The organism is Streptomyces sp. CA189 (genome assembly GCF_056428985.1).
Map to the genome: position 1 here is coordinate 84861 of NZ_JBWJVM010000002.1, position 25232 is coordinate 110092.

General features: G+C 73.3%; 26 protein-coding genes. 14 read left to right on the top strand and 12 right to left on the bottom strand.

Features of this window, described 5'->3' with window-relative positions; genetic code table 11:
* Positions 1 to 51: 51 nt before the first annotated feature.
* The gene (locus AC061S_RS02635) at positions 52 to 1770 is read right to left on the bottom strand and encodes an ABC transporter ATP-binding protein (protein ID WP_478684157.1); all 1719 of its coding nucleotides are present in this window, start codon (positions 1768 to 1770) and stop codon (positions 52 to 54) included.
* The gene (locus tag AC061S_RS02640; RefSeq protein ID WP_478684158.1) at positions 1767 to 3584 is read right to left on the bottom strand and encodes an ABC transporter ATP-binding protein; all 1818 of its coding nucleotides are present in this window, start codon (positions 3582 to 3584) and stop codon (positions 1767 to 1769) included. Before AC061S_RS02640 ends, AC061S_RS02635 begins: the two co-directional genes overlap by 4 nt.
* A 106-nt stretch (positions 3585 to 3690) precedes the next feature.
* On the opposite strand from AC061S_RS02640, the gene AC061S_RS02645 reads away from it, so the two are divergent.
* Genes AC061S_RS02645 through AC061S_RS02655 form a run of 3 tightly spaced genes read left to right on the top strand, consistent with a single transcriptional unit; the run spans position 3691 to position 5120 of the window.
* On the top strand, positions 3691 to 4371 hold the full coding sequence (locus AC061S_RS02645; RefSeq protein ID WP_478684159.1) for a TetR/AcrR family transcriptional regulator: 681 nt from the start codon (positions 3691 to 3693) through the stop codon (positions 4369 to 4371).
* Between the two features lie 57 nt (positions 4372 to 4428).
* On the top strand, positions 4429 to 4731 hold the full coding sequence (locus tag AC061S_RS02650; RefSeq protein ID WP_478684160.1) for an ArsR/SmtB family transcription factor: 303 nt from the start codon (positions 4429 to 4431) through the stop codon (positions 4729 to 4731).
* Complete coding sequence (locus AC061S_RS02655; protein ID WP_478684161.1) at positions 4728 to 5120, top strand: VOC family protein; 393 nt, start codon at positions 4728 to 4730, stop codon at positions 5118 to 5120. Before AC061S_RS02650 ends, AC061S_RS02655 begins: the two co-directional genes overlap by 4 nt.
* Positions 5121 to 5155: 35 nt before the next feature.
* Here AC061S_RS02655 and AC061S_RS02660 read toward each other — a convergent pair whose 3' ends face one another.
* From AC061S_RS02660 to AC061S_RS02680, 5 genes are all read right to left on the bottom strand, one after another.
* Positions 5156 to 5851, bottom strand: a complete 696-nt coding sequence (locus tag AC061S_RS02660; RefSeq protein ID WP_478684162.1) for a hypothetical protein — start codon at positions 5849 to 5851, stop codon at positions 5156 to 5158.
* 5 nt (positions 5852 to 5856) lie between these two features.
* Positions 5857 to 6498, bottom strand: a complete 642-nt coding sequence (locus tag AC061S_RS02665; RefSeq protein WP_478684329.1) for a class I SAM-dependent methyltransferase — start codon at positions 6496 to 6498, stop codon at positions 5857 to 5859.
* A 5-nt stretch (positions 6499 to 6503) separates the two neighbouring features.
* The gene (locus AC061S_RS02670) at positions 6504 to 7103 is read right to left on the bottom strand and encodes an NUDIX hydrolase (RefSeq protein WP_478684163.1); all 600 of its coding nucleotides are present in this window, start codon (positions 7101 to 7103) and stop codon (positions 6504 to 6506) included.
* Positions 7104 to 7191: 88 nt separating this feature from the next.
* Positions 7192 to 8199, bottom strand: a complete 1008-nt coding sequence (locus AC061S_RS02675; protein ID WP_478684164.1) for an NUDIX hydrolase — start codon at positions 8197 to 8199, stop codon at positions 7192 to 7194.
* On the bottom strand, positions 8196 to 10304 hold the full coding sequence (locus tag AC061S_RS02680) for an ATP-binding cassette domain-containing protein (protein ID WP_478684165.1): 2109 nt from the start codon (positions 10302 to 10304) through the stop codon (positions 8196 to 8198). Before AC061S_RS02680 ends, AC061S_RS02675 begins: the two co-directional genes overlap by 4 nt.
* A 213-nt stretch (positions 10305 to 10517) precedes the next feature.
* On the opposite strand from AC061S_RS02680, the gene AC061S_RS02685 reads away from it, so the two are divergent.
* A complete protein-coding gene (locus tag AC061S_RS02685) occupies positions 10518 to 11813 on the top strand; it encodes a 3'-5' exonuclease (RefSeq protein ID WP_478684166.1) in 1296 nt (431 codons plus the stop codon).
* Positions 11814 to 11965: 152 nt separating this feature from the next.
* Here the strand turns inward: AC061S_RS02685 and AC061S_RS02690 are convergent, their stop codons facing one another.
* The gene (locus tag AC061S_RS02690; RefSeq protein WP_478684167.1) at positions 11966 to 13039 is read right to left on the bottom strand and encodes an NUDIX domain-containing protein; all 1074 of its coding nucleotides are present in this window, start codon (positions 13037 to 13039) and stop codon (positions 11966 to 11968) included.
* 218 nt (positions 13040 to 13257) lie between these two features.
* On the opposite strand from AC061S_RS02690, the gene AC061S_RS02695 reads away from it, so the two are divergent.
* A complete protein-coding gene (locus tag AC061S_RS02695; RefSeq protein ID WP_478684168.1) occupies positions 13258 to 13410 on the top strand; it encodes a hypothetical protein in 153 nt (50 codons plus the stop codon).
* A complete protein-coding gene (locus tag AC061S_RS02700) occupies positions 13407 to 13751 on the top strand; it encodes a hypothetical protein (RefSeq protein WP_478684169.1) in 345 nt (114 codons plus the stop codon). Before AC061S_RS02695 ends, AC061S_RS02700 begins: the two co-directional genes overlap by 4 nt.
* Here the strand turns inward: AC061S_RS02700 and AC061S_RS02705 are convergent.
* On the bottom strand, positions 13717 to 14346 hold the full coding sequence (locus tag AC061S_RS02705) for a LysE/ArgO family amino acid transporter (RefSeq protein WP_478684170.1): 630 nt from the start codon (positions 14344 to 14346) through the stop codon (positions 13717 to 13719). The two genes, AC061S_RS02700 and AC061S_RS02705, sit on opposite strands and share 35 nt — an antisense overlap.
* A gap of 70 nt (positions 14347 to 14416) precedes the next feature.
* Between AC061S_RS02705 and AC061S_RS02710 the strand changes: the two genes are divergently transcribed.
* From AC061S_RS02710 to AC061S_RS02725, 4 genes are all read left to right on the top strand, one after another.
* Complete coding sequence (locus AC061S_RS02710) at positions 14417 to 15313, top strand: LysR family transcriptional regulator ArgP (protein ID WP_478684171.1); 897 nt, start codon at positions 14417 to 14419, stop codon at positions 15311 to 15313.
* A 232-nt stretch (positions 15314 to 15545) separates the two neighbouring features.
* Positions 15546 to 15938 (top strand): TOBE domain-containing protein, encoded by a 393-nt coding sequence (locus tag AC061S_RS02715; RefSeq protein ID WP_478684172.1) that lies wholly within the window; start codon positions 15546 to 15548, stop codon positions 15936 to 15938.
* 98 nt (positions 15939 to 16036) lie between these two features.
* Positions 16037 to 17125: a magnesium/cobalt transporter CorA gene (corA, locus tag AC061S_RS02720; protein ID WP_478684173.1), complete on the top strand. Its 1089-nt coding sequence runs from the start codon at positions 16037 to 16039 to the stop codon at positions 17123 to 17125.
* Positions 17126 to 17226: 101 nt separating this feature from the next.
* Complete coding sequence (locus AC061S_RS02725; RefSeq protein WP_478684174.1) at positions 17227 to 17853, top strand: GNAT family N-acetyltransferase; 627 nt, start codon at positions 17227 to 17229, stop codon at positions 17851 to 17853.
* Positions 17854 to 17875: 22 nt separating this feature from the next.
* On the opposite strand, the gene AC061S_RS02730 is transcribed toward AC061S_RS02725, so the two are convergent.
* Positions 17876 to 18865, bottom strand: a complete 990-nt coding sequence (locus AC061S_RS02730; RefSeq protein WP_478684175.1) for a class I SAM-dependent methyltransferase — start codon at positions 18863 to 18865, stop codon at positions 17876 to 17878.
* Between the two features lie 277 nt (positions 18866 to 19142).
* On the opposite strand from AC061S_RS02730, the gene AC061S_RS02735 reads away from it, so the two are divergent.
* Positions 19143 to 19988: a chitosanase gene (locus tag AC061S_RS02735; RefSeq protein ID WP_478684176.1), complete on the top strand. Its 846-nt coding sequence runs from the start codon at positions 19143 to 19145 to the stop codon at positions 19986 to 19988.
* Here the strand turns inward: AC061S_RS02735 and AC061S_RS02740 are convergent.
* The gene (locus tag AC061S_RS02740; protein WP_478684177.1) at positions 19961 to 21388 is read right to left on the bottom strand and encodes a glycosyltransferase family 87 protein; all 1428 of its coding nucleotides are present in this window, start codon (positions 21386 to 21388) and stop codon (positions 19961 to 19963) included. The two genes, AC061S_RS02735 and AC061S_RS02740, sit on opposite strands and share 28 nt — an antisense overlap.
* 114 nt (positions 21389 to 21502) lie before the next feature.
* Here AC061S_RS02740 and AC061S_RS02745 point away from each other — a divergent pair, with 114 nt between their 5' ends.
* Both AC061S_RS02745 and AC061S_RS02750 read left to right on the top strand, forming a co-directional pair.
* On the top strand, positions 21503 to 22726 hold the full coding sequence (locus AC061S_RS02745) for a molybdopterin-dependent oxidoreductase (RefSeq protein WP_478684178.1): 1224 nt from the start codon (positions 21503 to 21505) through the stop codon (positions 22724 to 22726).
* The gene (locus tag AC061S_RS02750; RefSeq protein ID WP_478684179.1) at positions 22723 to 23151 is read left to right on the top strand and encodes a hypothetical protein; all 429 of its coding nucleotides are present in this window, start codon (positions 22723 to 22725) and stop codon (positions 23149 to 23151) included. The genes AC061S_RS02745 and AC061S_RS02750 overlap by 4 nt, the downstream gene beginning before the upstream one ends.
* Position 23152: 1 nt before the next feature.
* On the opposite strand, the gene AC061S_RS02755 is transcribed toward AC061S_RS02750, so the two are convergent.
* Positions 23153 to 24031, bottom strand: a complete 879-nt coding sequence (locus tag AC061S_RS02755) for an AraC family transcriptional regulator (protein ID WP_478684180.1) — start codon at positions 24029 to 24031, stop codon at positions 23153 to 23155.
* An 86-nt stretch (positions 24032 to 24117) separates the two neighbouring features.
* Between AC061S_RS02755 and AC061S_RS02760 the strand changes: the two genes are divergently transcribed.
* Entirely contained in the window at positions 24118 to 25227 is a 1110-nt protein-coding gene (locus tag AC061S_RS02760) for a serine hydrolase domain-containing protein (protein ID WP_478684181.1), read from the top strand.
* Positions 25228 to 25232 lie beyond the last annotated feature (5 nt).

A 25232-nucleotide genomic window follows, 5' to 3' on the forward strand; every position in this document is an offset into this window, starting at 1 on the left:
GACAAGAGGCGGGGAGCTCCGAAAAGGATTCACCCGACCTCACGCGCATGATCAGCGGGATGCCGCCGCCGGTGGCAGGGAGATGCTCCAGAAGTCGGCGTAGCGGCCGCCGCGGCGCAGCAGCGCGTCGTGGCTTCCCTCCTCGACGATCCGGCCGCCGTCCAGGAAGACGACGTGGTCGGCGCGCCGGACGGTCCGCATCCGATGCGTGACCATCACCACCGTCCTGCCGGCCATCAGGAGTTCGATGCCGTCATGGACGGCCGCCTCGTTCACCGGGTCCAGTGCGGAGGTCACTTCGTCCAACAGCACGATGGGCGCGTCCTTCAGCAGTGCTCGCGCGATCGAGACCCGCTGGCGTTCCCCGCCCGACAGCAGTGCGCCGCCCTCCCCGACGTGCGCCGACCATCCGCCGGGCAGTCGCTCGATCACCTCGTCCAGCCCCGCCGCCGTCGCCGCCGCCCGGACCTCGGACTCGTCCGCGCCGGGGCGGCCGAGGCGCACGTTCTCCTCGATCGTGCCGTCGAAGAGGTAGACGTCCTGGAAGACGATGGCGAACTGCTCCATCAGCACCCCCGAGTCGATCGCGCGTACGTCCACACCTCCCACACGGACCGCGCCCGCGTCCACGTCGTAGAACCGCGCGAGCAACTGCAGCAAGGTGCTCTTGCCGGAGCCCGACGGTCCGACAACGGCGAGCCGCTGTCCCTGCCGAACGGACAGCGACAGGCCGTCGATCACCGTGCGGTCGCCGTGCCGGAAGGCGACGGACGCGAACTCCAGGTCATGGCGTACCGGCCGGACCGGTTCGGCGGCTTCCGGCAGCGGCTCGGTGCGCAGTACCGCGTCGAGTTTCGCCAGCTCGTGGCGCGCGCCGCGGATCCGGCCGCCGATCTCCGACAGCGACAGCAGCGGATCCGCGCAGCGGGCGGCCAGCACCAGGAGCGCCAGGACCTCCGCCGCACCGATGTGTCCGCCGAGCGCGAGGTGGGCGCCCAGGGCCAGCACCACGGTGAACGTCGTCTGCACCGCGAGCGTCGAACCCACGGAGCCGGGCAGCGCCGACAGCGTCGAACGGCGGGAAGCGCGCTCGACTTCCCGGAGCGAGTCGTCCAGGACCCGGAAGCGTTCGACGGTCCGGCCGCCGGCCCGCAGGACCGGCTGGGCCTGGAGGTATTCGATGACCCGACCGGTGGCCTCGTGGTCGCGTTCGTGGCGCTCCGCGTCGGTGGCGGCCGCCGAGCGGCCCGTGCGGACGTGGATCCACGCCACGATCGGTACGGCGGCCAATGCGGTCAGACCCAGTTGCCAGTTGAAGGCGAGCATCACGAAGACGATCGTCAGGGGGGTCACACAGGCGGAGACGAACGGCGCCAGCAGATGCGCGATGACGCTCATCGCCTGGAGGACGCCGCGGCCGGCCAGGACGGACACCTCGCCGAGGCGGCGGTCGTCGAACCAGCCGATGGGCAGCCGGGCCAGCTGATCGCCGAGACGGTGGTACGTCCCGCGCAGCAGCGTGGTCCCGACACGGAATCCGGACCGGTCGCTGACGAAGCGCAGTACCGCGTAGACCGCGACCGCGGCCCCGAACGCGGTCAGCCAGGGCCAGGCGTCTTCCGGCGCACTCCCGAACAGCGCCCGCAGCACGGGAACCAGCAGTGCGCAGGACAGGCCTTCGACCACCGCGGTCGCCGTCATCAGGGTCACGGTGCGACGTACCGACCGGGCGTACTCGTGGCCCAGTACGCGCAGCAGCATGCGGATCATCGGGGCTCTCCTCCGTGCAGTACGTCACCGCGGGCTGTGGTCCGGTCGGCGGCGGCCGACCGCCGGGAGTGCCAGAACGCGGCGAACCGTCCCTGCCGCGCAAGGAGTTCGGCCGGTGTCCCGCGTTCGACGATCAATCCCTGGTCCAGCATCACCACGGTGTCGGCGTCGGCGATCGTCTCCGGGCGATGGGCGATGACCAGGATCGCCCGGTCACCCTCCAGCGTGGCCAGCGCCCGGCGCACCGCCTGTTCGGTCTGCGGGTCCGCGAACGCGGTGGCCTCGTCGAGTACGAGAACGGGCGCGTCGCCGAGCAGTGCGCGGGCGAGCGCGATGCGCTGCGCCTCGCCGCCCGAGAGGCCGGCGTCTTCACCGATCACCGACTCGTATCCGCGGGGCAGTTCGAGAACTCGATCGTGAATGTTCGCCAGCCGGGCGGCGCGCACCACGTCGTCGAGGCCGGCATGCGGTACCGCGAGCGCGATGTTGTCCGCGACGGACGCGCGCAGCAGGCGGACGTCCTGGAAGACGAAGGAGACCGTCCGGTAGAGCTCCCGGCTGCCGAGCTCGCGCAGATCGACACCGCCGAGGGCCACCGACCCGTGGGTCGGGTCGGAGAACCGCAGCAACAGCTGGGCCAGCGTGGACTTTCCGCTGCCCGACGGCCCGACGAGCGCGGTGGTCGTCCCCGGTTCGAGCACCAGGTCGATCCCGCGCAGGACCTCGTGGCCGGCTTCGTAGCCGAATCGCACCCCGCGCAGTTCCACCCGGTGACCCCGTGGTGCGACCGGGTGCGCGGGCTCCGGCAGCGACGGCACCGCGAGCACCTCCCGGATCCGGCCGACCGCGCGCCGGGCGGCCTGCAGGTCGTCGAAGCCGTGGCCGAGGGCCGCCACGGGGGCGGTCAGGCCCAGTCCGAGCAGCAGGAAGGGCAGCAGGTCGGCCGGAGCCATGTCACCGGTGGTGATCCGAGCGGCGCCGCCGATCAGGACGGCCAACAGTACGAACGGCGGCGACAGCGCCACCTGCATCCCGGCGGCGATGCCGGCGAGACCGCGCACCATCGTGGAGAAGCTGTCGACGAATCCGTCCACCGCCGTGCGGAACCGGCGGTGGGCGTGACCGGACCCGCCGAACGCCTTGACCACGGAGATGCCCTGGACGAACTCGACGACGGAACTCGAGATCCTTCCCATGGCGGCGTCGAACTCCTGCTGCTCGCGCAGCCGGGTCGGGGTCATCATCAGGGGGACCAGCGCCACGGCCAGCACGACCGGTATCAGCGTGATCAGTGTGAGCCGCCAGTCGACGGTGAACAGGTAGACCAGCGACACCAGCGGAACCACGAAGGCGGAGACGAGCTCGCCGGGGGCGTGGGCGATGAACGGGTGCACGGCGCTGACGTCCTCTCCCACCACCTTGGCCAGCTCGCCGGTCCGGCGCCGGGAGAACCAGCCGATCGGTACGCGCCCCAGCCGTGCGGCCAGTCGCCGGCGGAACGCCAGTTGCACGCGGCCGTCGACGAGGTGCCCGATTCCTGACGACGCGGCCGTACACAGCAGCCGGAGGAACAAGCCGGCGGCGCCCGCGATCACGAGGATCCGGACATGACCGTGATCGACCGGGCCGGGCGCCAGGAGGGCGCGCCCCAGTTCGACGACCGCCAGCAGCGGCAGCAGACCCGCGAAGGCGCCGACGATCTGCAAGGTCACCACGGCGGCGAAACTCGCGTAGTAGGGGCGCAGCAGCCCCGCCAGGGGCGGCTCGGCATCGCGAACTCCGGTCCCTTTACTGGCCTTTAAGTTTCGGAACATGTTCCGAAATTAACACGAGACGGGCCGCGGGGAACATGGAAGTCGACCTGGAACCCGCAGCCGCACCCGTTTCGAGGCGGAGGGCGGGGAGCGGCATGATGGGGCGATGTCCCGAGCGCCCGCACCGCAAGGCCGCACCGGCCGGCCCCCCGTGACCTCCCGTGCGCAGATCCTGGTGGCCGCCCGACGGCTCATCGATCAGCACGGTTGGGAGAAACTGACGATCCGCGGCCTGGCCGCCGAGATCGGCGTCGGGGCGACGACCCTGTACCACCACATCCGGAACAAGGACGACCTGCTGCTCCTCCTGCTCAACCACCACATCGAGCAGATCGAACGCACCCCGCTGCCCGGCGACCCGCGGGAGCGCATCGTCGCGGCCGCCACCGCGCTGCACGACGCCCTCGCGGCCTGGCCGTGGGCGGCGGAGGTCCTGTCCGCCGACGGGTTCGTCGGACTCCTCGACGAATCGGCGATGTGGATGGTCGAAGCGATCGTGGGCGGAGCCGCCGACCGCGGGTGCACGCCCGGGCAGAGCGTCGACGTCTTCCGCGGCATCTGGTACTTCACCGTCGGGGAGGTCACGGTCCGCGCCCGCTCGGCCCGCCGGCTGGCCGAGGGCGAGCCCTTCGCCTACCGCGACGACCTGGACCCGTCGAAGGTCCCCCACCTGGCCGCCATCGGCGTCCAGTGGGCCGGGCTGGCCGCGCGGGACATCTACCCCCAGGTGCTCCGCGTGGTCGTCGACGGGCTGCTCGCGGAGGCCGCCCCCCGTGGCGTCGGCTGAGTGCGGGTTCGGCGTCTCGGGTTGGTAGGCAAGTGATTGCTTGCCTATCCTGTGGTGGTGGCCGACGAACTTTTCAGAGCTTTGGCCGACCCGACCCGCCGCACGATCCTCGACGAGCTCGCCGAGAAGTCCGGGCAGACGCTGTTCGAGATCTGCTCGCGGCTGACGATGAAGCACCAGCTCGGCATCTCGCGCCAGGGCGTCTCCCAGCACCTCGCCGTGCTGGAGGCCGCCGGACTCGTAGAGACCAGGCGGGAGGGCCGGTACAAGTTCCACGACCTGAACACGGCCCCGCTGCGGCAGATCGCCGAGCGATGGCGCCCGCCCGACCCGTCCGGACCGGAAGAGAGCACCCCATGAAGATCCACCTGACCAGCGTCTTCGTAGACGACCAGGCCAAGGCCCTGCACTTCTACACGGAGATCCTCGGGTTCGTGAAGAAGCACGACGTCCCGCTCGGCGGGCCGGACCGGTGGCTGACCGTGGTCTCGCCCGAGGAGCCCGGCGGCACCGAACTCCTGCTGGAGCCGGCAGGCCACCCGGCCGCCAAGACCTACCGCGACGCGCTCGTCGAGGACGGCATCCCGCTCGCCCAGTTCGCCGTCGACGACGTCAGGGCGGAGTACGAGCGCCTGCGCGGCCTCGGCGTCCGCTTCACCCAGGAGCCGCTGGAGATGGGCCCCGTCACCACCGCCGTCTTCGACGACACCTGCGGCAACCTGATCCAGCTCGCGACCGAGCCGAAGTAGCCGGCCGGCCGCATCGCACTCGGAAGGCGAGGGCTTCAGAAGGCGAGGGCCGCCGAAACGCGAGCCAGCTCTTCGGGCGCGAGGGCGAAGGCGTTGGACGGGTTCCGGTAGGAGTACGCGCCGTCGTCCACCCGAACACCGTCCCGGGTGGTCCAGCGGGACTCCCCGGCCGCACCCTGGGCGTCGGCGAGGGCGGCAGCGAGTTCCCCGGGGGCCCCGACGGCGGTCAGGGCGCGGAGAGCTGCCGCCAGACGGGGTGCCGCGCTGTCCGGAGTGCTGTCGTCTCCGAGAGCGGGCAGCAGCAACAGGATCCGGCCGTGCGGATCGGCCGTGCTGCCTCCCGGCAGCCCGTTGTCGGCGGCGGAGAACAGCTCGGGCCAGGACAGGGCGGGACCCATGGAGTGCCCGTCGTTCTTGGCCAGGACGAGCGCACGCCCCCAACTGGGGTGGTGCAGGAGATAGTCGACTCCCGGGTCGTCCTTCCACGCGCGGTGGACCACGTGAAGGAGATGCCCGGCGGCAAGAGGGATCGTGAAGACGGGCCACTCCGCCCGTTCGTGCAGCTCCCGGTGGAACGCCTCGGCCGCGTCGTAGTCCGCGCCGAAGAGCAGTTCTTCGGTGTCCTCGTCGAAGGCGCCCGAGTAGAGGTGGCCGAGCCAGAAGAGGGGCTCCTCCAGCAGCTCCGGGCGGTGGACGCGAGGGTGACCTTCAAAAGCGGATATCTCCGTCATGCCGATCATCGTGCCGTCTCGTTCCCTCCGGATTCCTGGGCGGTGGGCCCGGTGGGCTTGGGGCCTTGGAGCAGGAGGACGGTGGAGCCGTCGGCCTCCCTGCGGGTCGTGTGCTCCCAGCCGTAGGTGAGCCGGGAGATCTCCGCGTCGTCCAGGCTGATGTCGCGCAGGGTGGCCGGCTGTCGGGAGGCGTGGGGGGTGATCACGCACAGGGTCCCGGCGGGGGTGAGCAGGGCGGCGAGCTCGGCGACGATGCGGGTGCGGTCGGGGAGGTGGGCCAGGGCCCGGCGGACGGTGATCAGGTCGTACGGTCCGCCGGCGCGGGTCGCGAGCGTCGTGAGCTCCCCGGCGGTGACGTCGAGGCAGTGGTAGGTGATCCCGGCCGTCGAGGCGGCGGCGGCGCGTTCGAGGGCGGCCTCGGCGAAGTCCACCGCGTCGACCCGGTACCCGAGACCGGCGAGGAGGCGGGCCACCTGTCCGGTTCCGCAGGCCACCTCCAGGGCCCGGGCGTCCCCGGCGCCGCCCGGCCGGGACAGGTGCTCGCGGAGGACCGCCTCCTCGGTGCCGGACAGGGGCCGGAAGTCCCGGCCGGCGGCGTAATGGTCGTGCCAGGCCTGTGCGCTCGGCGTCGGCTTCATGGGCTTCATGGGCTTCACGGGTGTGGGGCTTCCCTTCGGGTCGGTGTCCCGGGGGTCCGGGCGGGGCCGGGCAGCCGGTGGATCCGGTCGGGAACGTCCGCGCGGTGCCGGACCGGGTCGCCGGGCTCCTGGAAGTGCACGGCACCCGGCAGGCCCGCCCGGTAGGCGTCGAGGGCGGCGTGGCAGTAGGCGACCATGGGCTCCGGCAGTACGTCGAGGGGGTACCAGCCCATGGCGTCGCAGACGTCCGGCTCCCGCACTTCCGGGATGCCCTGCCAGGTGAGGGCCTCGAAGAAGAGGCCGATCCGGGCCTTGCCCTGGGGGCCGCGGTGGTGGACGGTCACGGCCAGCCGCACCGCGGCCGGCTCGATCCGTACGCCGGTCTCCTCGGCCGCCTCACGGATCACCGCGGTGACGACGTCCTCGTGCGGTCCGTCGAGGTGTCCGGACGGCGCGTGCCACAACCCCGCGGCGTACACGGTGCCCGCCCGCCGGGACAGCAGTACCTCCTCCCGTCCGTTCGTTCCGCCCCGGACCAGGAGGAGGTGTACGTCGACCGGGAGTCTGTAGCGCTCGGGCCCGGTCGCGGCGGGGACCGGGTGGGGATCGGCCATGCGGGCTCCTCGGGAGGGTGGCGGAGGGAAGGGGGAAGGGGGAAGGGGGAAGGGGGAAGGGGGCAGGGCGCGGGTGCGGGTGCGCGGATCAGGCCCAGCCGAGCTCCGTGTAGGGGCGGCCGGCCAGGATGCCTTCGATGGCGGCCCGGGCGTAGGGGACCACCGGGTCGGGGAGGGTGTCGGCGGGCCACCAGCCCCAGGAGAGGCACCGGTCGGGCTCGCGCACCTCGGGCGCGCCCCGCCACCGCCGGGCCCGGAAGAACAACTGCATCCGGGGTTGTCCGCCGGCCTCGTGCACGAGGTGCACGAGGTGGACCAGCTCCACGTCCCGCGGGTCGATGACCAGCCCGGCTTCCTCCTGCGCCTCGCGGACCAGGCAGGTCACGGCCGACTCCTGTTCGCAGTGCCCGGCGAGGAAGTGGTGGGTGGATCCCGCGTACGCGGAGTCGGGGTGGCGCAGGCCCAGCAGCAGCCGGCCGTCGCGCTCCAGGTAGAGGTGGACGCCGACGATGTTCGGGACCCTTCCGCTTCCGCTCCCGCTGCCCGCGCGGGGTCCGGGGCGCCCCTCCGGCCGGGCCGGCGGGGGTGTCCGTACCGCCGGCCCGGCCGGAGGGACGGAGCCGGGCTCGGGCCGGAGCGCGGCATGGCGGCGTACGAGGGCCAGCGTGGAGGGGCTGAGCCGCAGGCGGGGCATCGTGGACGGGTGGAACCAGGCGAGCATGATGCCCTCGGTGAGGTGGAGCTCGGCCGGGTCGCCGCTCCACTCGCCTTCGAAGACGTGGACCGGTACGGCCGTGCCGTCGGTGCCCGTGGCCGACTCCACGGCGAAGGGCCGGAGCACGGGCAGCACCAGGCCCGCCTCCTCCCGCAGTTTGCGGCGGACCGTCCCCTCGAGCGAGACGTCCCCCGGCTCGCGTCCGCCGCCCAGCAGGGACCATGCCCCCGGCTCCCAGATTCCGGGCAGGTCGTCGCGCAGGTGCAGCAGGTAGTGGCCGTGGCCGTCGTGGATCAGGGCCGAGGCGTTCACGGGCTCGGTCTGCTGCGTCTGCTCGGTCTGCTCGGTCTGCTCGGTCTGTTCGTCGGCGGGGCGGCTCATGAGAGGTCTCCGGTCTTCGCTTCGGTCGTGGTGCCGGGCGGGTGGTCGCGCTGGGCGGGGAGGGATTCCGCGAACGCGGACGCCTGCACCAGGTAGGCGTTGCGGAACTCGCCCCCGGCGCCCGTGGAGCCCGTGGCACCGTCCGCGCCCGCGCCCACGGCCACGCCCACGTCCATGAGTTCGGTGAAGGTGCCCGACTCGGCGACCTGGCCGTCCTTGAGGACGTGGATGACGTCGGCGTGGCGTACGGAGTGCAGCCGGTGGGTGATCAGGACCACCGTCCGGCCGGTCGCCGCGAGGCTCCGGAGGCGGTCGAAGAACCGCTGCTCTGCGACCGGGTCGAGGGCGCTGGTGGGCTCGTCCACCACCATGATCTGGCCGTGCCGGTACCAGGCCCGCGCGATCCCGATCTTCTGCCACTCGCCCCCGGAGGCCTGGCGGCCGCGTTTGTAGCCGCGCGCGAGGAGGGTGTCGAGGCCGTGGGGCAGACCGGCCAGGAAGTCGTCGGCTCCGGAGAAGGCCGCCGCGGCCCCGACCGCCGCGTCGTCGACGGGGCGGTCGGGGCGGCCGATTCCCACGTTGACCCGGAACGTGAAGGGCCACTGGTAGAAGGACTGGGACATGAGCGCGACCCGGGCGAAGATCTGCCGGCGGTCGGCCAGGGCGGCGTCGACGTCGTCCCACCAGATCGTGCCGCCGCCCTCGTCGGGCAGGTACAGGCCGGCCAGGAGCTTGATCAGGGTGGACTTCCCCGAGCCGTTCTCCCCGACGATCGCGATGACCTTGCCGATCGGGAAGGACAGGGAGACCTCGCGCAGGGTCGGTTCGGGGGCCTCGCCGGTGCTCGCCGGGTAGGTGAAGGTGACCTTCTCGAAGCGGACCTCCCGCAGCTCTTCGGGCAGCGCCAGGCCGGTGGCGGGAATGGCACGGTCCGCGGCCTCCGCACAGAGGCGTTCGTAGTCGGCGACGTGCAAGGACTCCTGGTGCAGTTCGGCCATCTGCAGCACGAGGCTGTCCAGGCTCGACGCGCCGGTACGGATCGCCAGGACGGCCGTACCGGCGACCGCGAGGTCCATCGACCCGCTCCACAGCAGCAGTCCGAGCGCCCCGTAGGTGAGGAGCGTCGCCAGACCGCCGGCGCCGTCGGCCGTCAGGCCGATCCGGGCGGCGTTGCGGGCCAGGCGGGTCTGCTCGCGCTCGCTGGTCTCCGCCATGCCGCGGAAGTGGCCGAGCAGGAACGGTCCGACCCCGTGCACCCGGACCTCGGCCGCCGCCTCCTGCTGGGTCAGGAGCTGCCCCAGCAGGTGTCCGGCACGGGCGTGCTGGACGAAGGTGTGGAAGGAGATGTAGCGCTGCTTGGAGATCGTGAGCGAACTCCAAGCGCTGGGCAGGGTCATCATGACCAGCAGCGGCAGCAGCCCCACGTGCAGCACCGTGAGCACACCCGCCGCGGCGACCAGCGAGATCAGCGAGTTCAGCGTGTTCGTGCAGTACCGGACCATGCGGCGCGCGGAGTCCGCACCGTACCGGGCGGCATCGAGCAGGCGGTGGAACTCGTCGTCCTCGATGGCGGACAGCTCCACCTGGTGCACCAGCCCGAGGTACCGCTCGGTCGCCACCCGCTGGACCTTCGGCTCCAGCGCGCCGGTCGACGCGGTCGAGGCGGAGCGCAGCAGCGACCCGAGCAGCGCGGTGACCGCGACCGCCGCGAGGGCGGGCACGGCCCGGGCCAGGCGCTCGTTGGTCGATCCCGCGGACAGGATGTGGCCGAGGACCCCGTTGACGGCGATCAGTCCTACGGCCTGGGTGATGCCGCGGCCGAGTTCGGCGCCGAGGACCACCCGGAGCGCGCGGGGGTCGGCGAGGTGCGCGAGGCGCACGCCCATGGCCGCCATGCGCGGCAGTTCCTTGGCCATGGTCCACAGGCCGAGCTTCAGCCAGGCCCCCTCGTGGCGTTCCCAGCCGATGTCGTAGGCGAGTTCGCCGCCGAACAGCAGCCGCTCCGAGTCCGAGACGTCCGGCGAGACGTCCGGCGAGACGTCTGGTGGGACGTCCGGCGGGACGTCCTCGTGTGTTCGGTCCTCGCCGCCGGTCGTTTCCCCCATGGCCATGTCCCCCATCCCCGGAGCTGGTTCACCCGGGTCAACGACGGCGGTCGTGCCGTCGAACACACGTATTTGAGCCGAGATGGATTCCGTACATGAGCTCGGAAGACACCTCGTGTATGGAGCACCCACCCTTGGGGGGTACGGACCTTGCGGTCGGGCGTGATGGCCGAAACGCCGGAGGGCTTTGGTCCGTGGTCCTCCCGGAGGGGCGTGGATCCGCGCGACGTCGGGTACGTGGTCGTCGACCTGGAGACCACGGGGCTCGATCCGGCGCGCGGGCACCGGATCTGCGAGATCGCGGCCGTACGGGTGCGGGCGGACGGCAGCGTGGTGGAGGAGTTCGCCAGCGTGGTGAATCCGCAGCGCCGGATCACGCCGGAGAACGAGTACTGCCACGGCATCGGCAACGCGGAGGCGGCGCGCGCCCCTCGCTTCGAGGAGCTGGCCGGCACCTTGATCCGGATCATGAGCGGCGCGGTGGTGGTCGCCCACCACCTGGACTTCGAATCGAAGTTCCTGGCCGCCGAGTTCCGCCGTGCGGGCATCGGCCTGTGCACGCTGAAGGAGTACCGGGCGCACACGGAGCTGATCGGCTACAAGCTCGGCGGGATCGTGAAGAGCCTCTCGGGCTCGTGGCCCCTGTCCTCGCACGCGGCTCTGGAGGACGCCCGGCACACCGCGCGGATCCTCACGACCCTGATCGCCACGGCTCCCGTCCCCCTCGTCCTCACCGGCGGCCCCGCCGCCGGAGAACCGCCGGCCGGGCCGGATTCCGTACGGGTCCGCCCGCGCGCCTGCGGGCTGCGCAAGGGCGAGGACGACTGGCTGGCACACCTCCTCCGGGCCCTTCCTATGAGGACCCGTACGTCCCCGGACCCGGCCGGGGCCGCCGCGTACTCCGCTGCCCTGGCCGAGGTCGCGGCCACCGGCCGGGTGCTCGGGCGGGACGCGTCGGCGCAGGCCGAGCTCGCCGAGCGGCTGCCCGCGACCGGTACGGAGCTGAAGGGCGTACGGATCGTGCCCCTGGGCGCGGACCCGCAGACGCCGGCCGTGGCCGAACTCGCCGAACGGCACGGCGCGGTGCTGGGGGTGCGTCCCTCCAAGACCACCCGCATGGTCATCGTCCCGGCCGGAGTGGCCGCCCCGGGCCTTGCCGCACGCGGACATCGCCGTACTCACACCCGTCGAGGCCGATACCGCGCTGCGCGACCTGATCAGCCGCAACGCGGCCCCGCCCGCCGCCGCGACCCGGCCGTGCCTGCCCGCCACCCCCCTTGGAGATACCGGGGGCCGACGTGGCGGGTGTGTGGCGGGGCCGGGTTCCGCCGGCCCGGCACGCGGACCGGGCAGCCGGGGCCCGCGCCGACCGCCTCGCCCGGCGGGTGCCCGCCGCCGGCACTGCTCGGCACCCCGAGCCCCGTGAGCACCCCGAGCCCGGTCCGCACCCCGAGCCCCGCGTCTGGGGGCAGCAGCCCACGGAGGGGGACCGGGCCCGGGAGGCTGTGACCCGGAAGGCGGCGGTCATGCCGGCCCGGGGGTTCACGAAGCGCGAGGTCTCGAAGTCCCTGCGCGCAGAGGGGCTCGGCTACTTCGCCCGGGCCGGCGTCATCGCCCGTGCCCGACGGCTCGCCGCCGGGTCCTGATCCGAAAGGGACGGCCTAACCCTGCGCCACCGGTCGGCCGGCATGCAGTTCGAGGGGGCCGGCCGGTGTGGTGCGGGCCGTGAGGCAGGCCTCGATCTGGCGGCGGAGGGCCGGTTTGGCGAACCGGCGCAGTCCGGCCGGGGTGACCGCACGCCATTCGAGGAGCTCCGTCTCGGGCAGGCGGATCCGGGCCAGGGTCGCGGCGTCGAGGGTGCCGCCGTCGTAGAGGAACCGGACCCGGGCCGGATAGCCGGACCGGTGGGACCAGTTGACGGCGAGCAGCCTGCCCGGTGCGAGGTCGAGGCCGAGCTCTTCGAGGACCTCCCGCCGGGCGGCGGCGCGCGGGATCTCGCCGAGGTCGCTGTCGATGCCGCCGCCGGGCAGGTTCCAGTGGTCGGGGTCGCCGTACGCGGGCCGCACCAGCAGGACCCCGCCCGCGGAGTCGGTGAACAGCACGCTCGCCGCCGTGAGGGCCTTGGGGCGGGCGGCGCGGTGGCCGGCGGTGTCGTAGGCGCCCGCGTGTTCCAGCTCCGCCCGGCGCGCCGGGTCGAAGCCGGCCGGGGAGCCGGGCTGCGTCACCCCTTCGATCAGGTGCGCGAGGGACCCGGAATGCAGGGCGGCCAGGGCGGCGCGCAGGCGGGACGCCTTCCGGGTGTCCAGGGCCGCGTAGGCCTCCTCCGGCGTGAGCCAGTGCGCCTCGGTGACCTCCCCGTCCGGGAAGGAGATCGCGGAGGTCTCCTCGGGCGTGAGCGGGCCGACGAGGTGGACGTGGACGACGAGGGAGCGGCCGAGGGGCCCCGGCGGTCGGGAGTCCACGGCGAGCAGCCGCCCGACCGGCACGCTCAGGTCCAGTTCCTCCTTCAGCTCCCGGGCCAGCCCCTCCTCCGGGGTCTCGGTGTCCTCCACGCCCCCGCCCGGGAGTTCCAGCTCCGCCTTGTACGAGGTGGTGAGGACCAGCACCCGCCCGCGCGGGTCCAGCACGATCCCGGTGGCGGCCACGAGGGGGGACGGCTGGGCGGCGTAGTAGGCGCGGACCGAGTCGGTGTACGGGGACGCGGGTGGCGGCGGGGGCGGGGACTGATCCGGCACGGGGGCTCCTGGCGGTACGGGGAGATGGCGTACGGGGCGGGCTGCGAGGTGGCGGGGCACGGTGATCCGTACCCACTCGGGGAGTGTCCATGGGGTGGACCTCGGTGGACGGTGCCAGACCAGATGCGTGGAATTGGCACTGCTGGCCAGGCCAATCCACCCCCAGGCTGAAGGCCGGGGCACGGAATTGGTCTGGTGCCCGAGGGAAGGAGACCCTCATGTCCAGCGAGGTCACCGTCCTCAGCGACCGTGCCGAGCGGGTCCTCCAGCAGCGCCACGAGCGGCGGTCCGGCACCGGGCTGCCCGCCCTTCCGGCCCTGCGAGGATGGGTCGACGGGCTGGTCAGGGCCGTGCGGGAGCCGGGCCTATGAGCCGCGTGGTGGTCGGGGTGGGCGGCTCGCTCGGCAGCCTGGCCGCCCTGCGGGCGGGGGCCCGGGAGGCCCGGCTCGGAGGGCGGGAACTGGTGGCCGCAGTGGCCTGGTCGCCACCCGAAGGGGAAGGAATGTTCGCCCGGTTCCCCGACCGGACCTGGACCGCGCTGTGGGAGGCGGAAGCCGCCGCGAGCCTCGGCGCGGTGTGCCCGGTGCCGACCGTGCCGGCGCCCGCGCTGCCGGGCGCGGCGGGGGTCTCAGAGCCCGGGACGGCCGGGGCGCCCGGGTCGGCCGGGGCGGCCGGGTTCAGGCCCGGGCGAGGAGCAGGCCGCCCATCGTGACCATGGTCGCCGCGACGAGGCCGTCCAGTGCGCGCCAGGCCGAGGGCCGGCCGAGCGGGCCGCTGAGCAGCCGGGCGCCGTAGCCGAGCGCGCCGAACCAGGTGAGGCTCGCCAGGACGGCCCCGGCGCCGAAGGCCCAGCGCAGGTCGCCGCGGCCGGAGGCGATGGACCCGAGCAGCAGCACGGTGTCGAGGTACACGTGCGGGTTGAGCCAGGTCATGGCCAGGCAGGTCAGCACGGCACGCCGGGTGGACCCGGCGCCCTTGCCGCCGCCGTTCGCGGCGAGGGCGGCGCCCGGGTCGGGGCGCAGCACCCGGCGGGCGGCGAGGACTCCGTAGCCGATCAGGAAGGCGCCGCCGACGAGGCCGACGAGGGTGAGGGCGGGCGGCCAGGCGGTGACGAACGCGCCGACTCCGGCCACACCCAGGGCGATGAGGGCCGCGTCCGAGAGGGCGCAGATGGCGACCACGGCGAAGACCGAGTGGCGGCGTACGCCCTGGCGCAGGACGAAGGCGTTCTGGGCGCCGATGGCCACGATGAGGGAAAGCCCGGTTCCGAAGCCCGCGAGGGCCGCCGCGATGATGCCGTGTGTCATGTCTTCGACCGTAGGCAGCGGCGGGTCGAGGAGTACAGCTAAAGATTCTTACGTAGCATTAGCCGCTGTGATGGATGAGCTGCCTGCCGACCAGGTCCGGACGCTGCTCGCGGTGATCGACGAGGGCACCTTCGACGCGGCGGCCGCCGCCTTGCACGTGACCCCGTCCGCCGTCAGCCAGCGCGTCAAGGCACTGGAACAGCGCACCGGTCGGGTGCTGCTGATGCGGACCAAGCCGGTGCGGGCGACCGAGTCCGGGGAGGTCGTCGTGCGGTTCGCGCGGCAGCTCGTCCGGCTGGAGCGCGACGCGCGGGCCGAGCTGGGCATGGCCGAGGGGCTGGGCCCGGTACGGCTGCCGATCGCGGTCAACGCGGACTCGCTGGCCACGTGGTTCCTGCCCGCGCTGACGGGGGTGCCGCAGGACCCGCCGGTCTGCTTCGAGCTGCACCGGGAGGACGAGGCGCACGCGACCGAACTGCTGCGGGACGGGCGCGTGATGGCGGCGGTCACCTCGCAGCCGGTGCCCGTGGCGGGGTGCACGGTGCGCAGGCTGGGTCTCGTGCGGTACCTGCCGGTGGCGAGCCCGGGGTTTGCGGCGCGACACCTGCGGGGGGAGGTGGAGCGGGACCTGAGGGTGGCGCCGGTCGTCGTGTTCGACCGGCTGGACCTGCTCCAGGACGAGTTCGTGCGGGTGGTGACGGGGGACGCGGCGGCCAGGGCGTCGACGGTCCGCCACCACCTGCCGACGTCGGAGGGATTCTGCGACGCGACGGTCGCCGGGCTGGGCTGGGCGATGCTGCCGATGGTGCACGCCGCCCCGTTGCTGGAGGCGGGGGAACTGGTGCTGATCGCGCCCGGGCGGACCCTGGACATACCGCTGTACTGGCAGCAGTGGAAGCTGGACTCGCCCGCGCTGTCGATGGTGGCGGAGGCGGTCGCACGGGCGGCCGCGGCGGCGCTCGACTGACGGGCGGAGCCTGCGGGGTCTTGCCGCGACCGGAGCCGGGCCGGAGCCGGAGCCGGGCCGGAGCCGGGACCGGGCCGGAGCCGGGACCGGGCCGGAGCCGGGACCGGGCCGGAGCCGGGCCGGAGCCGGGACCGGGGCCCGGGGGTCCGTGGCCTTGCCGGGAACGTGCGGGAAGCCGCGACCGGGCCCTTGGCCTGCGAGGACCGGTCGGGGGAGGGCTTAGGCTGCGGGCATGGAGTCCTACACGATCGGCCAGGCGGCGCGGCTGCTCGGCGTCAGCGTAGACACGGCCCGGCGGTGGGCCGACGCGGAGAGGTTCCCGACGCGTCGGGACGGTACCCGGCGGATGGTCGACGGGCCGGACCTGGCCGCGTTCTGCGTGGAGGTCGCGCAGGAGGGCGGCGACGGCGAGGGGGCCCCGTACACCTCGGCGCGCAACGCCTTCCCCGGCATCGTGACCGGTGTGAAGCTGGGCACGGTCGACGCGCAGGTGGAGATCCAGGCCGGACCGCACCGCGTCGTGTCGCTGCTGACCCGGGAGGCGGTGGAGGAACTCGGCCTCCAGGTGGGGGCGCGGGCGACGGCGCGGGTGAAGTCCACGAGCGTCTTCATCGACCGGGCCTGAGCGGAGGCTGCTCACGCGTACGGACCCGTGGCCGCGCGGTCCGCGTGCCGGTGGCACACTGGCCGGTGTTCCGCCGAAGGGGAGTACGTCCGTTGTCCATGTTCAGCAACCTGCGCCGGGCCGTGCGCCGCAGTTACCGGCGGGCGGTCGACCTCAGCCACCCGGTCCGCTCCCCGCTCGGCAGCGCCGTCGTCAACTGCATCGTCTACCGGGACGGCGTGCGCCGGGACGACCACGGCCACGCCGATGTCGGCGAGGCGCTGCGCCGGGTCCGCAAGACGGGCGAGGGCTTCGTCTGGGTCGGCCTGCACGAGCCCTCGGAGGAGGAGTTCGCCGGACTCGCCGAGCTGCTGGGCCTGCACCCGCTCGCCGTCGGGGACGTGGTCCAGGCCCACCATCGGCCCAAGATCGAGCGCTACGACGAGACCCTCTTCGCCGTGTTCAAGACCGTGCGGTACGTGGAGCACGAGGAACTGACCGCGACCAGCGAGGTGGTGGAGACCGGCGAGCTCATGGCCTTCGCCGGCAACGACTTCGTCATCACCATCCGGCACGGCGGCCGGGGCACCCTCGGGGCGGTCCGCGAGGAGCTGGAGGCGTTCCCCGAGCACCTGGCCAAGGGACCGGTCGCCGTCCTGCACGCCCTGGCCGACCACGTGGTCGACGAGTACGTGGCCGTCACGGACGCGGTGCAGAACGACATAGACGCCGTGGAGACCATGGTGTTCAGCGAGCACGGCGGCCGCGGGGACGCCGGCCGGATCTACCAGCTCAAGCGCGAACTGCTGGAACTGCGCAGGGCGGTGGCACCGCTGGGCCGCCCGCTCCAGCAGCTGAGCACGCAGCCGATTCCGGTCATCCCGTCGGAGATGCGCACGTACTTCCGGGACGTCGCCGACCATCTGACCCGCGCCACCGACCAGATCGGCGCGTACGACGCCCTCCTCGACTCGATACTGCAGGCCCATCTCGCGCAGGTGACCGTCGCCCAGAACGAGGACATGCGCAAGATCACGGCGTGGGCGGCCATCATCGCCGTCCCGACGATGGTCTGCGGGGTCTACGGCATGAACTTCGAGCACATGCCCGAACTGAAGTGGACCTACGGGTATCCCTTCGTGCTCGGCGTGATGGCCGTCGCGTGCTTCGTCATCCACCGGGGCTTCCGGCGCAACGGCTGGCTCTGACGGCGTCCGGCCGGGGCGGCGGAAAACCGGATGAGTGTGCCGGGCCGCGCCGATAGGGTCCGCGTGTCGGCGCGCAACCACGAGGAACGGGCAGGTCGGACATGCAGCAGGTGGACGCGGACGCAGCGGCGACGGCGGAGCTGGCCGGCGAGCGGGTGCGGCTGGAGCCGCTGGAGATCCGCCACCACGACGGCCTGTGCGAGGCGGTCCGCGACGGCAGTCTCTGGGAGCTCGCGGTGACGACCGTCCCGCACCCGGACGATGTCCGGGGCTTCATCGAGGACGCGGTCGCGGCGCGGGCGGCGGGCACGCAGATCCCGTACGCGACGCTGGACGCGGCGACGGGGCGGGTCATCGGGTCCACCCGGCTGATGGTGATCAACACCGCGAACCGGAGGCTGGAGATCGGCTGGACCTTCCTCGCCGCGTCCTGGCAGCGGAGCGGTGCGAACACCGAGGCGAAGCTGCTGATGCTGACGCACGCCTTCGAGGCGCTGGGGATGAACCGGGTCGAGCTGCTCACGGACGTGCGGAACGCGAAGTCGCGGGCGGCGATCACCCGGATCGGCGCGCAGCACGAGGGCGTACTGCGGCACCACATGGTCATGCGCGACGGCTGGATCCGCGATACGGCGGTGTACAGCATCACGCGCCCGGAGTGGCCGGACGTGAAGCGGGGCCTGCGGGACCGCCTGGCGGCTTGCACCGCCGGCCGCGCCGAGGGCTGAGCGGAGCCCCGCCCCGGCGGAGTCAGCGGGTGGCGCGGGTCAGGAAGTGGGTGGGGGCGTCCTCGTACGTGGCCACGTGCCAGCCCGCCGCTTCGAGGGCCGGGCAGAGGTTCGGTTCGGCCAGCGGGTCGTCGGGGCTGACGGTGCGACCGTGGCGGGCCGCGCGCTCCGCACGGCCGGAGGGGTGGAAGAGCAGCAGTTCACCGCCGGGGGCGGTGACACGGGCCCACTCGCACAGGGCTGCGGCCGGCTGCGGCAGGTGGTCCAGCAGCCCGGCGGCGAAGATGCCCTGGACGGCGCCGGCCGGCAGCGGGAGACGCCCGCAGTCGGCGAGCAGCAGGCGCGCCGGGCCGCCGTGGCCCGCGCGGGCGGCCGCCGCGAGCATGGCGTGCGTGAGGTCGACGCCGATCACCGTGCCGGCGGCCCCGACCAGGGCCCGCAGCGCGGGCAGGGCGCGGCCGCTGCCGCAGCCCAGGTCGAGCGCACGCTGCCCGGGGCGCAGCCGCATCCGGGCGACGGCGGCCTCGTAGGCCGGGGTCTGGTAGGCGAACCGCTCCTCCCAGGCGGCGGCCCGGGGCGTGAAGAAGGTCCGAGTGGCGGTGGTTTCGGCCCGCCCGGCGACCAACTCGGCGAAGCGGCACAGCAGTTCAAAGTCGGCCTCGGCGGGTACCGGCAGTCCCCAGGCGCTGGCGCCCACGCGGAAGCCGTGCGGCGCGGAGCCGCCGCCGAGCACGGGGTCGGTGCGGTCGGCTCCGGCGCCGACCGCCGTTCCCGCCGCCTCCGTGAGCAGCCGGGCTCCCTCGCCCAGGGCGAGGACGGGCACTTGGGCGGCCAGCGCCGGCCCGACGAGGGGGAGGGCTGCGGGGGTGGCGCCGGGGGAGAGGATCACCGCGTCGATTCCGGTGAGGGTGGCCGGCAGGGCGTCGTCGGCGCCGGACCGGCACGGGTGGATCCGCAGCCCGGCCGCCTCGATGGCCGCGGTGGGTGCGTCTCCGATCACGAGGACGGCCATCGGCGCCTCCCTTTCATGCGTCGTGCTCGCGCCCGCTCTTGCGGTTGCCCCGCGCCCGCCCCGCGCTTGCCGTTGATCGTGCACATGAGGTTTCAGTGGCCGGAATCGGCCGCATCTGCGTAAGCATGCCCTGTGCAGCCTCTCATATGCCAGGTGCGGAGAGGCTGAACTCCGCCGCGTCGGGGCGGGCCGCGTCGGGGCCTTGAGGTGGCGGGACTTCTGGTAGTAAAGTTTCCTAACGAAGTCGCCCGAGCATCAACTCCCTCATGGAGGCACCGTGTTCACCCCCCACCGCAAGCGACTGGCCGTAAGTACCCTGCTCGGCGCCGCCCTTCTCGCCGCGCCCGTCACCGCCCACGCGAACGTCGCCGCCCCCACCGCGACACCGGCCTCCGCGCGGCTGTCGGCCGCCGCCGTCGGCCTCGACGACCCGGCGAAGAAGGACATCGCCATGCAGATCGTCTCCAGCGCGGAGAACTCCTCGCTGGACTGGAAGGCGCAGTACAAGTACATCGAGGACATAGGCGACGGCCGCGGCTACACCGCCGGCATCATCGGCTTCTGTTCCGGCACCCACGACATGCTCGAACTGGTCGAGTACTACACGCAGATCAAGCCGGGCAACGTGCTCGCCAAGTACCTCCCGGCCCTGCGGAAGGTCGACGGCAGCGATTCACACGCCGGCCTCGACCCCAACTTCACCAGGGACTGGGTGAAGGCGGCCGCCGACTCCGACTTCAAGAAGGCCCAGAACCACGAGCGCGACCGCGTCTACTTCAACCCGTCCGTGAGCCGGGGCAAGTCCGACGGCGTCGGCGTGCTCGGCCAGTTCATCTACTACGACGCCACCGTCATGCACGGCGACGGCACCGACTCCACCAGCTTCCGCAACATCCGCAAGCGCGCCCTCACCAAGGCCAAGCCCCCGGCCCAGGGCGGCAACGAGACCGCCTGGCTGCACGCCTTCCTCGACGCCCGGGTCTGGGCGATGAAGCAGGAGGAGGCGCACAGCGACACCAGCCGCGTCGACACGGCCCAGCGGGTGTGGCTCAAGAAGGGCAACCTCAACCTCAACACCCCCCTGGACTGGAAGGTTTACGGGGACCCCTTCCACATCGGCTGACCGCTCCGAGGAGCGTGAGGCGGCGGTCCGGGGCGAACCTCCCTCCCTCCCCGGGCCGTCGCCCGCCGCCGTAGCACCCACCCCACGAGCACGGCCGCCCCCGCCAGCCCGTACGCCACCGGGATCGTCGCCCCGCCCAGCGCGCGCACCGAGACGTACGCCGCCGCCCCCGCGAGCGCCACCCCCAGCCACTCGGCGCGGCCGTCCAGCGCCACCAGCGCGATCAGCAGCAGCGCGTACCAGGAGTACCCCGGGGTCATCAGCAGGAACGCCGTCCCCGTCACCAACAGCGCCGCACTCCAAGGCTGTTGCGGATCCCCGCGCCGCCAGACGTACGCCGTCACCGCCAGCATCCCGACCGCGACCGCGGGCACCGACCAGGAGTCCGGGAGCACCAGGCGCAGCAGCGCGTAGCGGCCGCCCGCGCCCGGGTCCTCGTACCCCTCCTCCTCGGCGTAGCCGCCCAGGTAGCCGAAGACCGAGGCGCGCGAGACCAGCACGTACGGCAGGTACGCCAGGCCCACGACCGCGGCCGCGGGCAGCAGCACCGCCGCCGCGTCCCGCCACCGCCGTACGCCGGCCAGCGCGCCCGGCAGCAGCACGGCGGGCAGCAGCTTCGCCGCGATCGCCAGCCCGAACAGGGCGCCGCCGAGCGGGCGTCGGCGCACCACCACCCCCAGCGCCGCCACCGACAGCAGGACGGCGAGCACGTCGACGTGCGCATTGTTCACCGCCTCCACCGCCACCGCCGGACACCAGGCCCAGTACGCGGCGCCCCGCAGGCGCGCGCCCCGCCGGCGCTGGATCAACAGCAGCGACCCGGTGACGGCAAGCGCCAGCAGGGCCCCCGCGGTCTGCAGGGCCTTGTGCCGCACGTCCGGCGGGGACAGGGCGTGCACCAGCCCGAACCAGCCCTCCGCGACGGGCGGGTAGACGGTGTGCACGGTGGGCCGGTTGATGCGGGTGCACACCCCCGGCTCGACGGCCACCCGGTCGGGCCCGGCGCAGGCGGCCCCGCCGCGGGGGAACAGCCAGTCGTCGCGCAGGGCGCGCAGCGCAGGATCGGCCGGGGCGTGGTCGTACGGGGAGATCCCGGCGGCCTGCACCCGCCCGTCCCAGGCGTAGCGGAAGGAATCGGTACTGGTCAGCGGCGGCCCGGAGAGCCCCGCGGCGCAGACGGCCAGCGCACCCGCCAGCACGAGCGGGACCACGTACCGCTCCGGCACCCGCCGCAGCGACCAGGCGGCCGCGCCGAACAGCACCCAGGCGGCCGCGTACCACCAGGTGAGCCGCGCGGGGTCGGCGAAGTAGCCCTCCTCGCGGACGGAGGGCACGAGAACGGCGGTCAGCGCGGCGAGCAGCAGCACGGTGAGGAGGGTCCGGCGGCGGGGGTGGTCCATACGGGTCAGCCTGGCAGCGCGGGGCGCCGCCGGGCGGGCGACCCGGCCCGACGTCCGCGTTTCGTAAGGTGTCGGGCCGCCCGCACGGGGCCCGGCGGCGCTCTCATGGAGGGCATGACTCCGCCCGCGCCCCCGTCCGTACCTCCGTCCACGCCGCCACCGCCTCCGCCACCGCCCCCGCCTCCCGCTCCGCCGGAGCCCGCGCGCCGCTTCCCGTTCCGGCCGCCCTCCTTCAGCGGCCGGCTGCACGATGCCCGCACGGCCACCGCCATCGGCCGCTGGCTCGGCGCGGCCTTCGCCGTCTGCTTCCTGACCGGGCTGATCAGCCACTACCTCCAGCACCCGCCCGGCTGGGCCGCGGACTCGCTGCCCAGCCGCCCGGTCTGGGGCTACCGGCTCAGCCAGGGTCTGCACATCGCCACCGGGCTCGCGGCGATCGTGCTCCTGCTGGCCAAACTGTGGACGGTGTACCCGAGGCTCTTCGTGTGGCCCCCGGTGCGCGGTGTCCGGCACGGGCTGGAACGGCTGTCGGTGGCCGTGCTCGTGGCCTCGGCCGTCCTCCAGGTCTTCACCGGGCTCCTCAACATCGCCGAGTGGTACCCGTGGCCGTTCGGCTTCATCCAGACGCACTTCGCGCTCGCCTGGGTGGTGACCGGCTCGCTGCTCCTGCACCTTGCCGTCAAGGCCCCAGAAATCAGGGCCCATTGGAGCCGCCGGTCACCCGGAACGCTCCGACTGCCCGTCCAGGACGGCCCGGACCGGCGCTCCCTGATGCTCGGTGTCGGCGCGGCCGTCGGAGCCGTCACCCTCACCACCGTCGGACAGTCCTTCACCCCGCTGAAGCGGCTCGACCTGCTCGCGCCCCGGCACCCCGACCACGGACCGCAGGGGCTCCCGGTCAACCGCACGGCCGCGGCCGCCGGGGTCACCGAGCGGGCGGTACGGGACTGGCGGCTTGAGGTGCGGGGCCCCGTCCCCTACACCCTGACGCTCGATCAACTCCGCGCTCTGCCGCGCTCGCGGGCGAGGCTGCCGATCGCGTGCGTGGAGGGCTGGAGCGTGGAAGCGCGCTGGAGTGGCGTCCGGATCCGCGACCTGATGGCGCGGGCCGGCGCCCCGGCCGGGGCCGGCCTGAGGGTCACCTCGCTGGAAACGGCCGGCTCCTACCGGGTGATGGAGATGGGCCGGGACTACGCCGAGGACCCGCTGACCCTGCTCGCGCTGGAACTGAACGGCCAGACCCTGACCGTCGACCACGGCTACCCGGCGCGCATCATCGCGCCGAACCGGCCCGGAGTCCTGCAGACCAAATGGGTCACCCTCCTGGAGGTGCTGTGAAGAGCGTGCGCCTGCTCCTGGGCGGTGCCGGGCTGCTGCTGATCGCCGTCGGCGGCCGGCTGCTGGCGGAGCTGCCCGACCCCCTCGACGTACTGGTGTGGATGGGCGGGGCGCTCGTCCTGCACGACGGGATCATCGCGCCCCTCGTCCTGGCGGCCGGCCTCGCGGTCGCCGCCGTGCCCGCGCGGGGCCTCGTACGGGGAGCCCTGTTGACGGCGGGCGTGCTCGTACTGGTCACCCTGCCCCTGCTGCTGCGGCCGGGGACGCCGCCGAACCCGTCGGCGCTGCCGCTGCCGTACGGGCGGAACCTGGCCCTGGTGCTCGCCGCAGTGGCGGTGGCCGCCGGGGCGGTGGCGGTCGTGGAGCGGTGGCGGCGCTCACGGCACCCTTCTTCCGAAGGTGCCGGGACGCGCAGCCGCGAGTGACTCAGCCGGTGCTCCCGCCGCCCCGCTCGACCGGGACCCACAGCTGGGAGCCGGTCTCCGCGCCGATCTCCACCGGCTGCGTCAGCAGGAGCTCCGGACCTGGCCGGCTCACGTACGGGTCCGAGGGGAACCACTGGGTGAACACGTCTCGCCACAGTTCCTGGAGGGCGCTCGGATAGGGCCCGTGGTTGTCGAAGACCGCCCAGGTCCCGGCCGGCACGTCGAGGGCGTCGAGCTCCTCGACGGCCGTCTCGGGGCCGGCCGCCACGCCGACCCAGTAGTCCACCTCGGCGCCCTCCTCCCGGCTGTCGGTCAGGTGCACCACCGCCGAGAAGACTCCCTCCGGCTCGCGTCCGGCCAGCTGCTTCATCCGTACGACCGCCTGCTCGTCCAGGCTCTCCACGTGGGCCGTGGCAGCCGCGTTGGGCCCCTCGTGCACGAGCGGGACCCGGGCCTTCCTGCCGACGACGCGGAACGATTCCTTCTCCACGATCCGGTACCGCATGGCCGTACTTCCCTCGACGACGACACGGAAGGACATGCGGGGCTGCGCCGTGAGCACCGCGCCCGTGCGCCGTGCCTCGCCCGGCCCGATGCCGTGGACCGACCGGAACGCCCTGGCGAACGCCTCGCCGGAGCCGTACCCGTACCGCACCGCGACATCGAGCAGCGTCAGCTCCCCGGCCAGCGCCTCCGCACCGGCGAGCGTCATGCGCCGGCGCCGCACGTAGACCGGGAGCGGCATCCCGGCGAGTGCGGAGAACAGCCGCCGGAAGTGGTACTCCGACACCGCGGCGATCCTGGCCACCTCGGCCATGTCGATCTCCTGGTCGAGGCAGGACTCCAGGTGCTCCAACGCCTGGTTCAGCCGCTCCAGCACGCTGTCCGTCCTTCCGTGCCCACCCGACACATCCCGTGCGGGAACTGTCGGGCGGCAAGCCGTGGCGTTGCCCGAGGCTTACGTCCATGAACGACATTAAGGGATATTGCGAGCCGCGGTTCGGCGCGGTCCACGAGGCACTTGCCGGGTTGCTGGCCAAGGAAGACGTGGGTGCCTCGGCGGCCGTCTACATCGAGGGCGAGCCGGTGGCCGACCTCTGGGGCGGGTACGCCGACGCGGACCGGTCCGTCCGGTGGGAGCGCGACACCCTCACCGGCGTGAACTCGACGACCAAGAACATGACGGCCCTGTGCGCGCTGATCCTGGCCGACCGGGGCCGGCTCGACCTGTCCGCGCCGGTCGCCGCCTACTGGCCCGAGTTCGCCGCGGCGGGCAAGGAAGGCGTGCTGGTGCGGCACGTACTGTCGCACACCGCCGGGCTGCCGGATCCGGCCGGGCTGAAGGCGGTCGAGGAGCTCTACGACTGGGAGGGCGTGACGGCGGGGCTGGCCGCGCAGGCGCCCGCCTGGGAACCGGGAACGGCCGCCGGCTATCACGCGCTCACCTTCGGGTACCTCGTCGGGGAGATCGTCCGCCGCGTCACCGGCCGCACCCTCGGCGAGTTCTTCACGGAGGAGGTGGCCGGGCCGCTGGGCGCGGATTTCCACATCGGGCTCTCCGAGGAGCACGATCACCGCGTCGCACCGCTCATCGCGCCGCCGTCATCGACCGACGAGTACGCCGCCAGCGCGCCGCCCGGACCGGACGGCGCCCGCCGGGAGAACGCGGGCGTCGCCGTCCGGGTCAGGGACGCCAACTCCCCGGCCTGGCGCCGTGCGCAGATCCCCGCGGTGAACGGCTTCGGCAACGCCCGCTCCGTCGCCCTGGTCCAGTCGGTACTGGCGAACGGGGGAACCTCCGGCGGTGTGCGACTGCTGTCCCCCCAGGGGTGCGAGCCCGCGTGGCAGGAGGTGTTCGGCGGCGTGGACCGCGTTCTGGGGACGCCGATGTCCTGGACGGCGGGCTTCGGGAAGTTCGGCAACACCTTCGGCTGGGGCGGCTCGCTGGTCGTGAGCAACCCCGACGCACGGATGACGGTGGTGGCCTACGTCATGAACCAGATGGCCGACCGGGACCGGCAGGAGGACAACCGCGGCATGGAGATCGTCATGGCCGCGTACGGCGGCCTGCACTGACAGCG

Bases quoted from the DNA above. Each gene is read 5' to 3' on its own strand.
- AC061S_RS02730 (WP_478684175.1), bottom strand. From the start codon at position 18,865: ATGGCCGTCCTCGTGATCGGAGACGCACCCACCGCGGCCATCGAGGCG.
- AC061S_RS02670 (WP_478684163.1), bottom strand. From the start codon at position 7,103: ATGGCCGATCCCCACCCGGTCCCCGCCGCGACCGGGCCCGAGCGCTAC.
- AC061S_RS02760 (WP_478684181.1), top strand. From the start codon at position 24,118: ATGAACGACATTAAGGGATATTGCGAGCCGCGGTTCGGCGCGGTCCAC.
- AC061S_RS02635 (WP_478684157.1), bottom strand. From the start codon at position 1,770: ATGATCCGCATGCTGCTGCGCGTACTGGGCCACGAGTACGCCCGGTCG.
- AC061S_RS02700 (WP_478684169.1), top strand. From the start codon at position 13,407: ATGAGCCGCGTGGTGGTCGGGGTGGGCGGCTCGCTCGGCAGCCTGGCC.
- AC061S_RS02745 (WP_478684178.1), top strand. From the start codon at position 21,503: ATGACTCCGCCCGCGCCCCCGTCCGTACCTCCGTCCACGCCGCCACCG.
- AC061S_RS02655 (WP_478684161.1), top strand. From the start codon at position 4,728: ATGAAGATCCACCTGACCAGCGTCTTCGTAGACGACCAGGCCAAGGCC.
- AC061S_RS02725 (WP_478684174.1), top strand. From the start codon at position 17,227: ATGCAGCAGGTGGACGCGGACGCAGCGGCGACGGCGGAGCTGGCCGGC.
- AC061S_RS02695 (WP_478684168.1), top strand. From the start codon at position 13,258: ATGTCCAGCGAGGTCACCGTCCTCAGCGACCGTGCCGAGCGGGTCCTC.
- AC061S_RS02675 (WP_478684164.1), bottom strand. From the start codon at position 8,199: ATGAGCCGCCCCGCCGACGAACAGACCGAGCAGACCGAGCAGACCGAG.
- AC061S_RS02710 (WP_478684171.1), top strand. From the start codon at position 14,417: ATGGATGAGCTGCCTGCCGACCAGGTCCGGACGCTGCTCGCGGTGATC.
- AC061S_RS02640 (WP_478684158.1), bottom strand. From the start codon at position 3,584: ATGTTCCGAAACTTAAAGGCCAGTAAAGGGACCGGAGTTCGCGATGCC.
- AC061S_RS02660 (WP_478684162.1), bottom strand. From the start codon at position 5,851: ATGACGGAGATATCCGCTTTTGAAGGTCACCCTCGCGTCCACCGCCCG.
- AC061S_RS02645 (WP_478684159.1), top strand. From the start codon at position 3,691: ATGTCCCGAGCGCCCGCACCGCAAGGCCGCACCGGCCGGCCCCCCGTG.
- AC061S_RS02665 (WP_478684329.1), bottom strand. From the start codon at position 6,498: ATGAAGCCCATGAAGCCGACGCCGAGCGCACAGGCCTGGCACGACCAT.
- corA (WP_478684173.1), top strand. From the start codon at position 16,037: ATGTTCAGCAACCTGCGCCGGGCCGTGCGCCGCAGTTACCGGCGGGCG.
- AC061S_RS02705 (WP_478684170.1), bottom strand. From the start codon at position 14,346: ATGACACACGGCATCATCGCGGCGGCCCTCGCGGGCTTCGGAACCGGG.
- AC061S_RS02715 (WP_478684172.1), top strand. From the start codon at position 15,546: ATGGAGTCCTACACGATCGGCCAGGCGGCGCGGCTGCTCGGCGTCAGC.
- AC061S_RS02740 (WP_478684177.1), bottom strand. From the start codon at position 21,388: ATGGACCACCCCCGCCGCCGGACCCTCCTCACCGTGCTGCTGCTCGCC.
- AC061S_RS02680 (WP_478684165.1), bottom strand. From the start codon at position 10,304: ATGGGGGAAACGACCGGCGGCGAGGACCGAACACACGAGGACGTCCCG.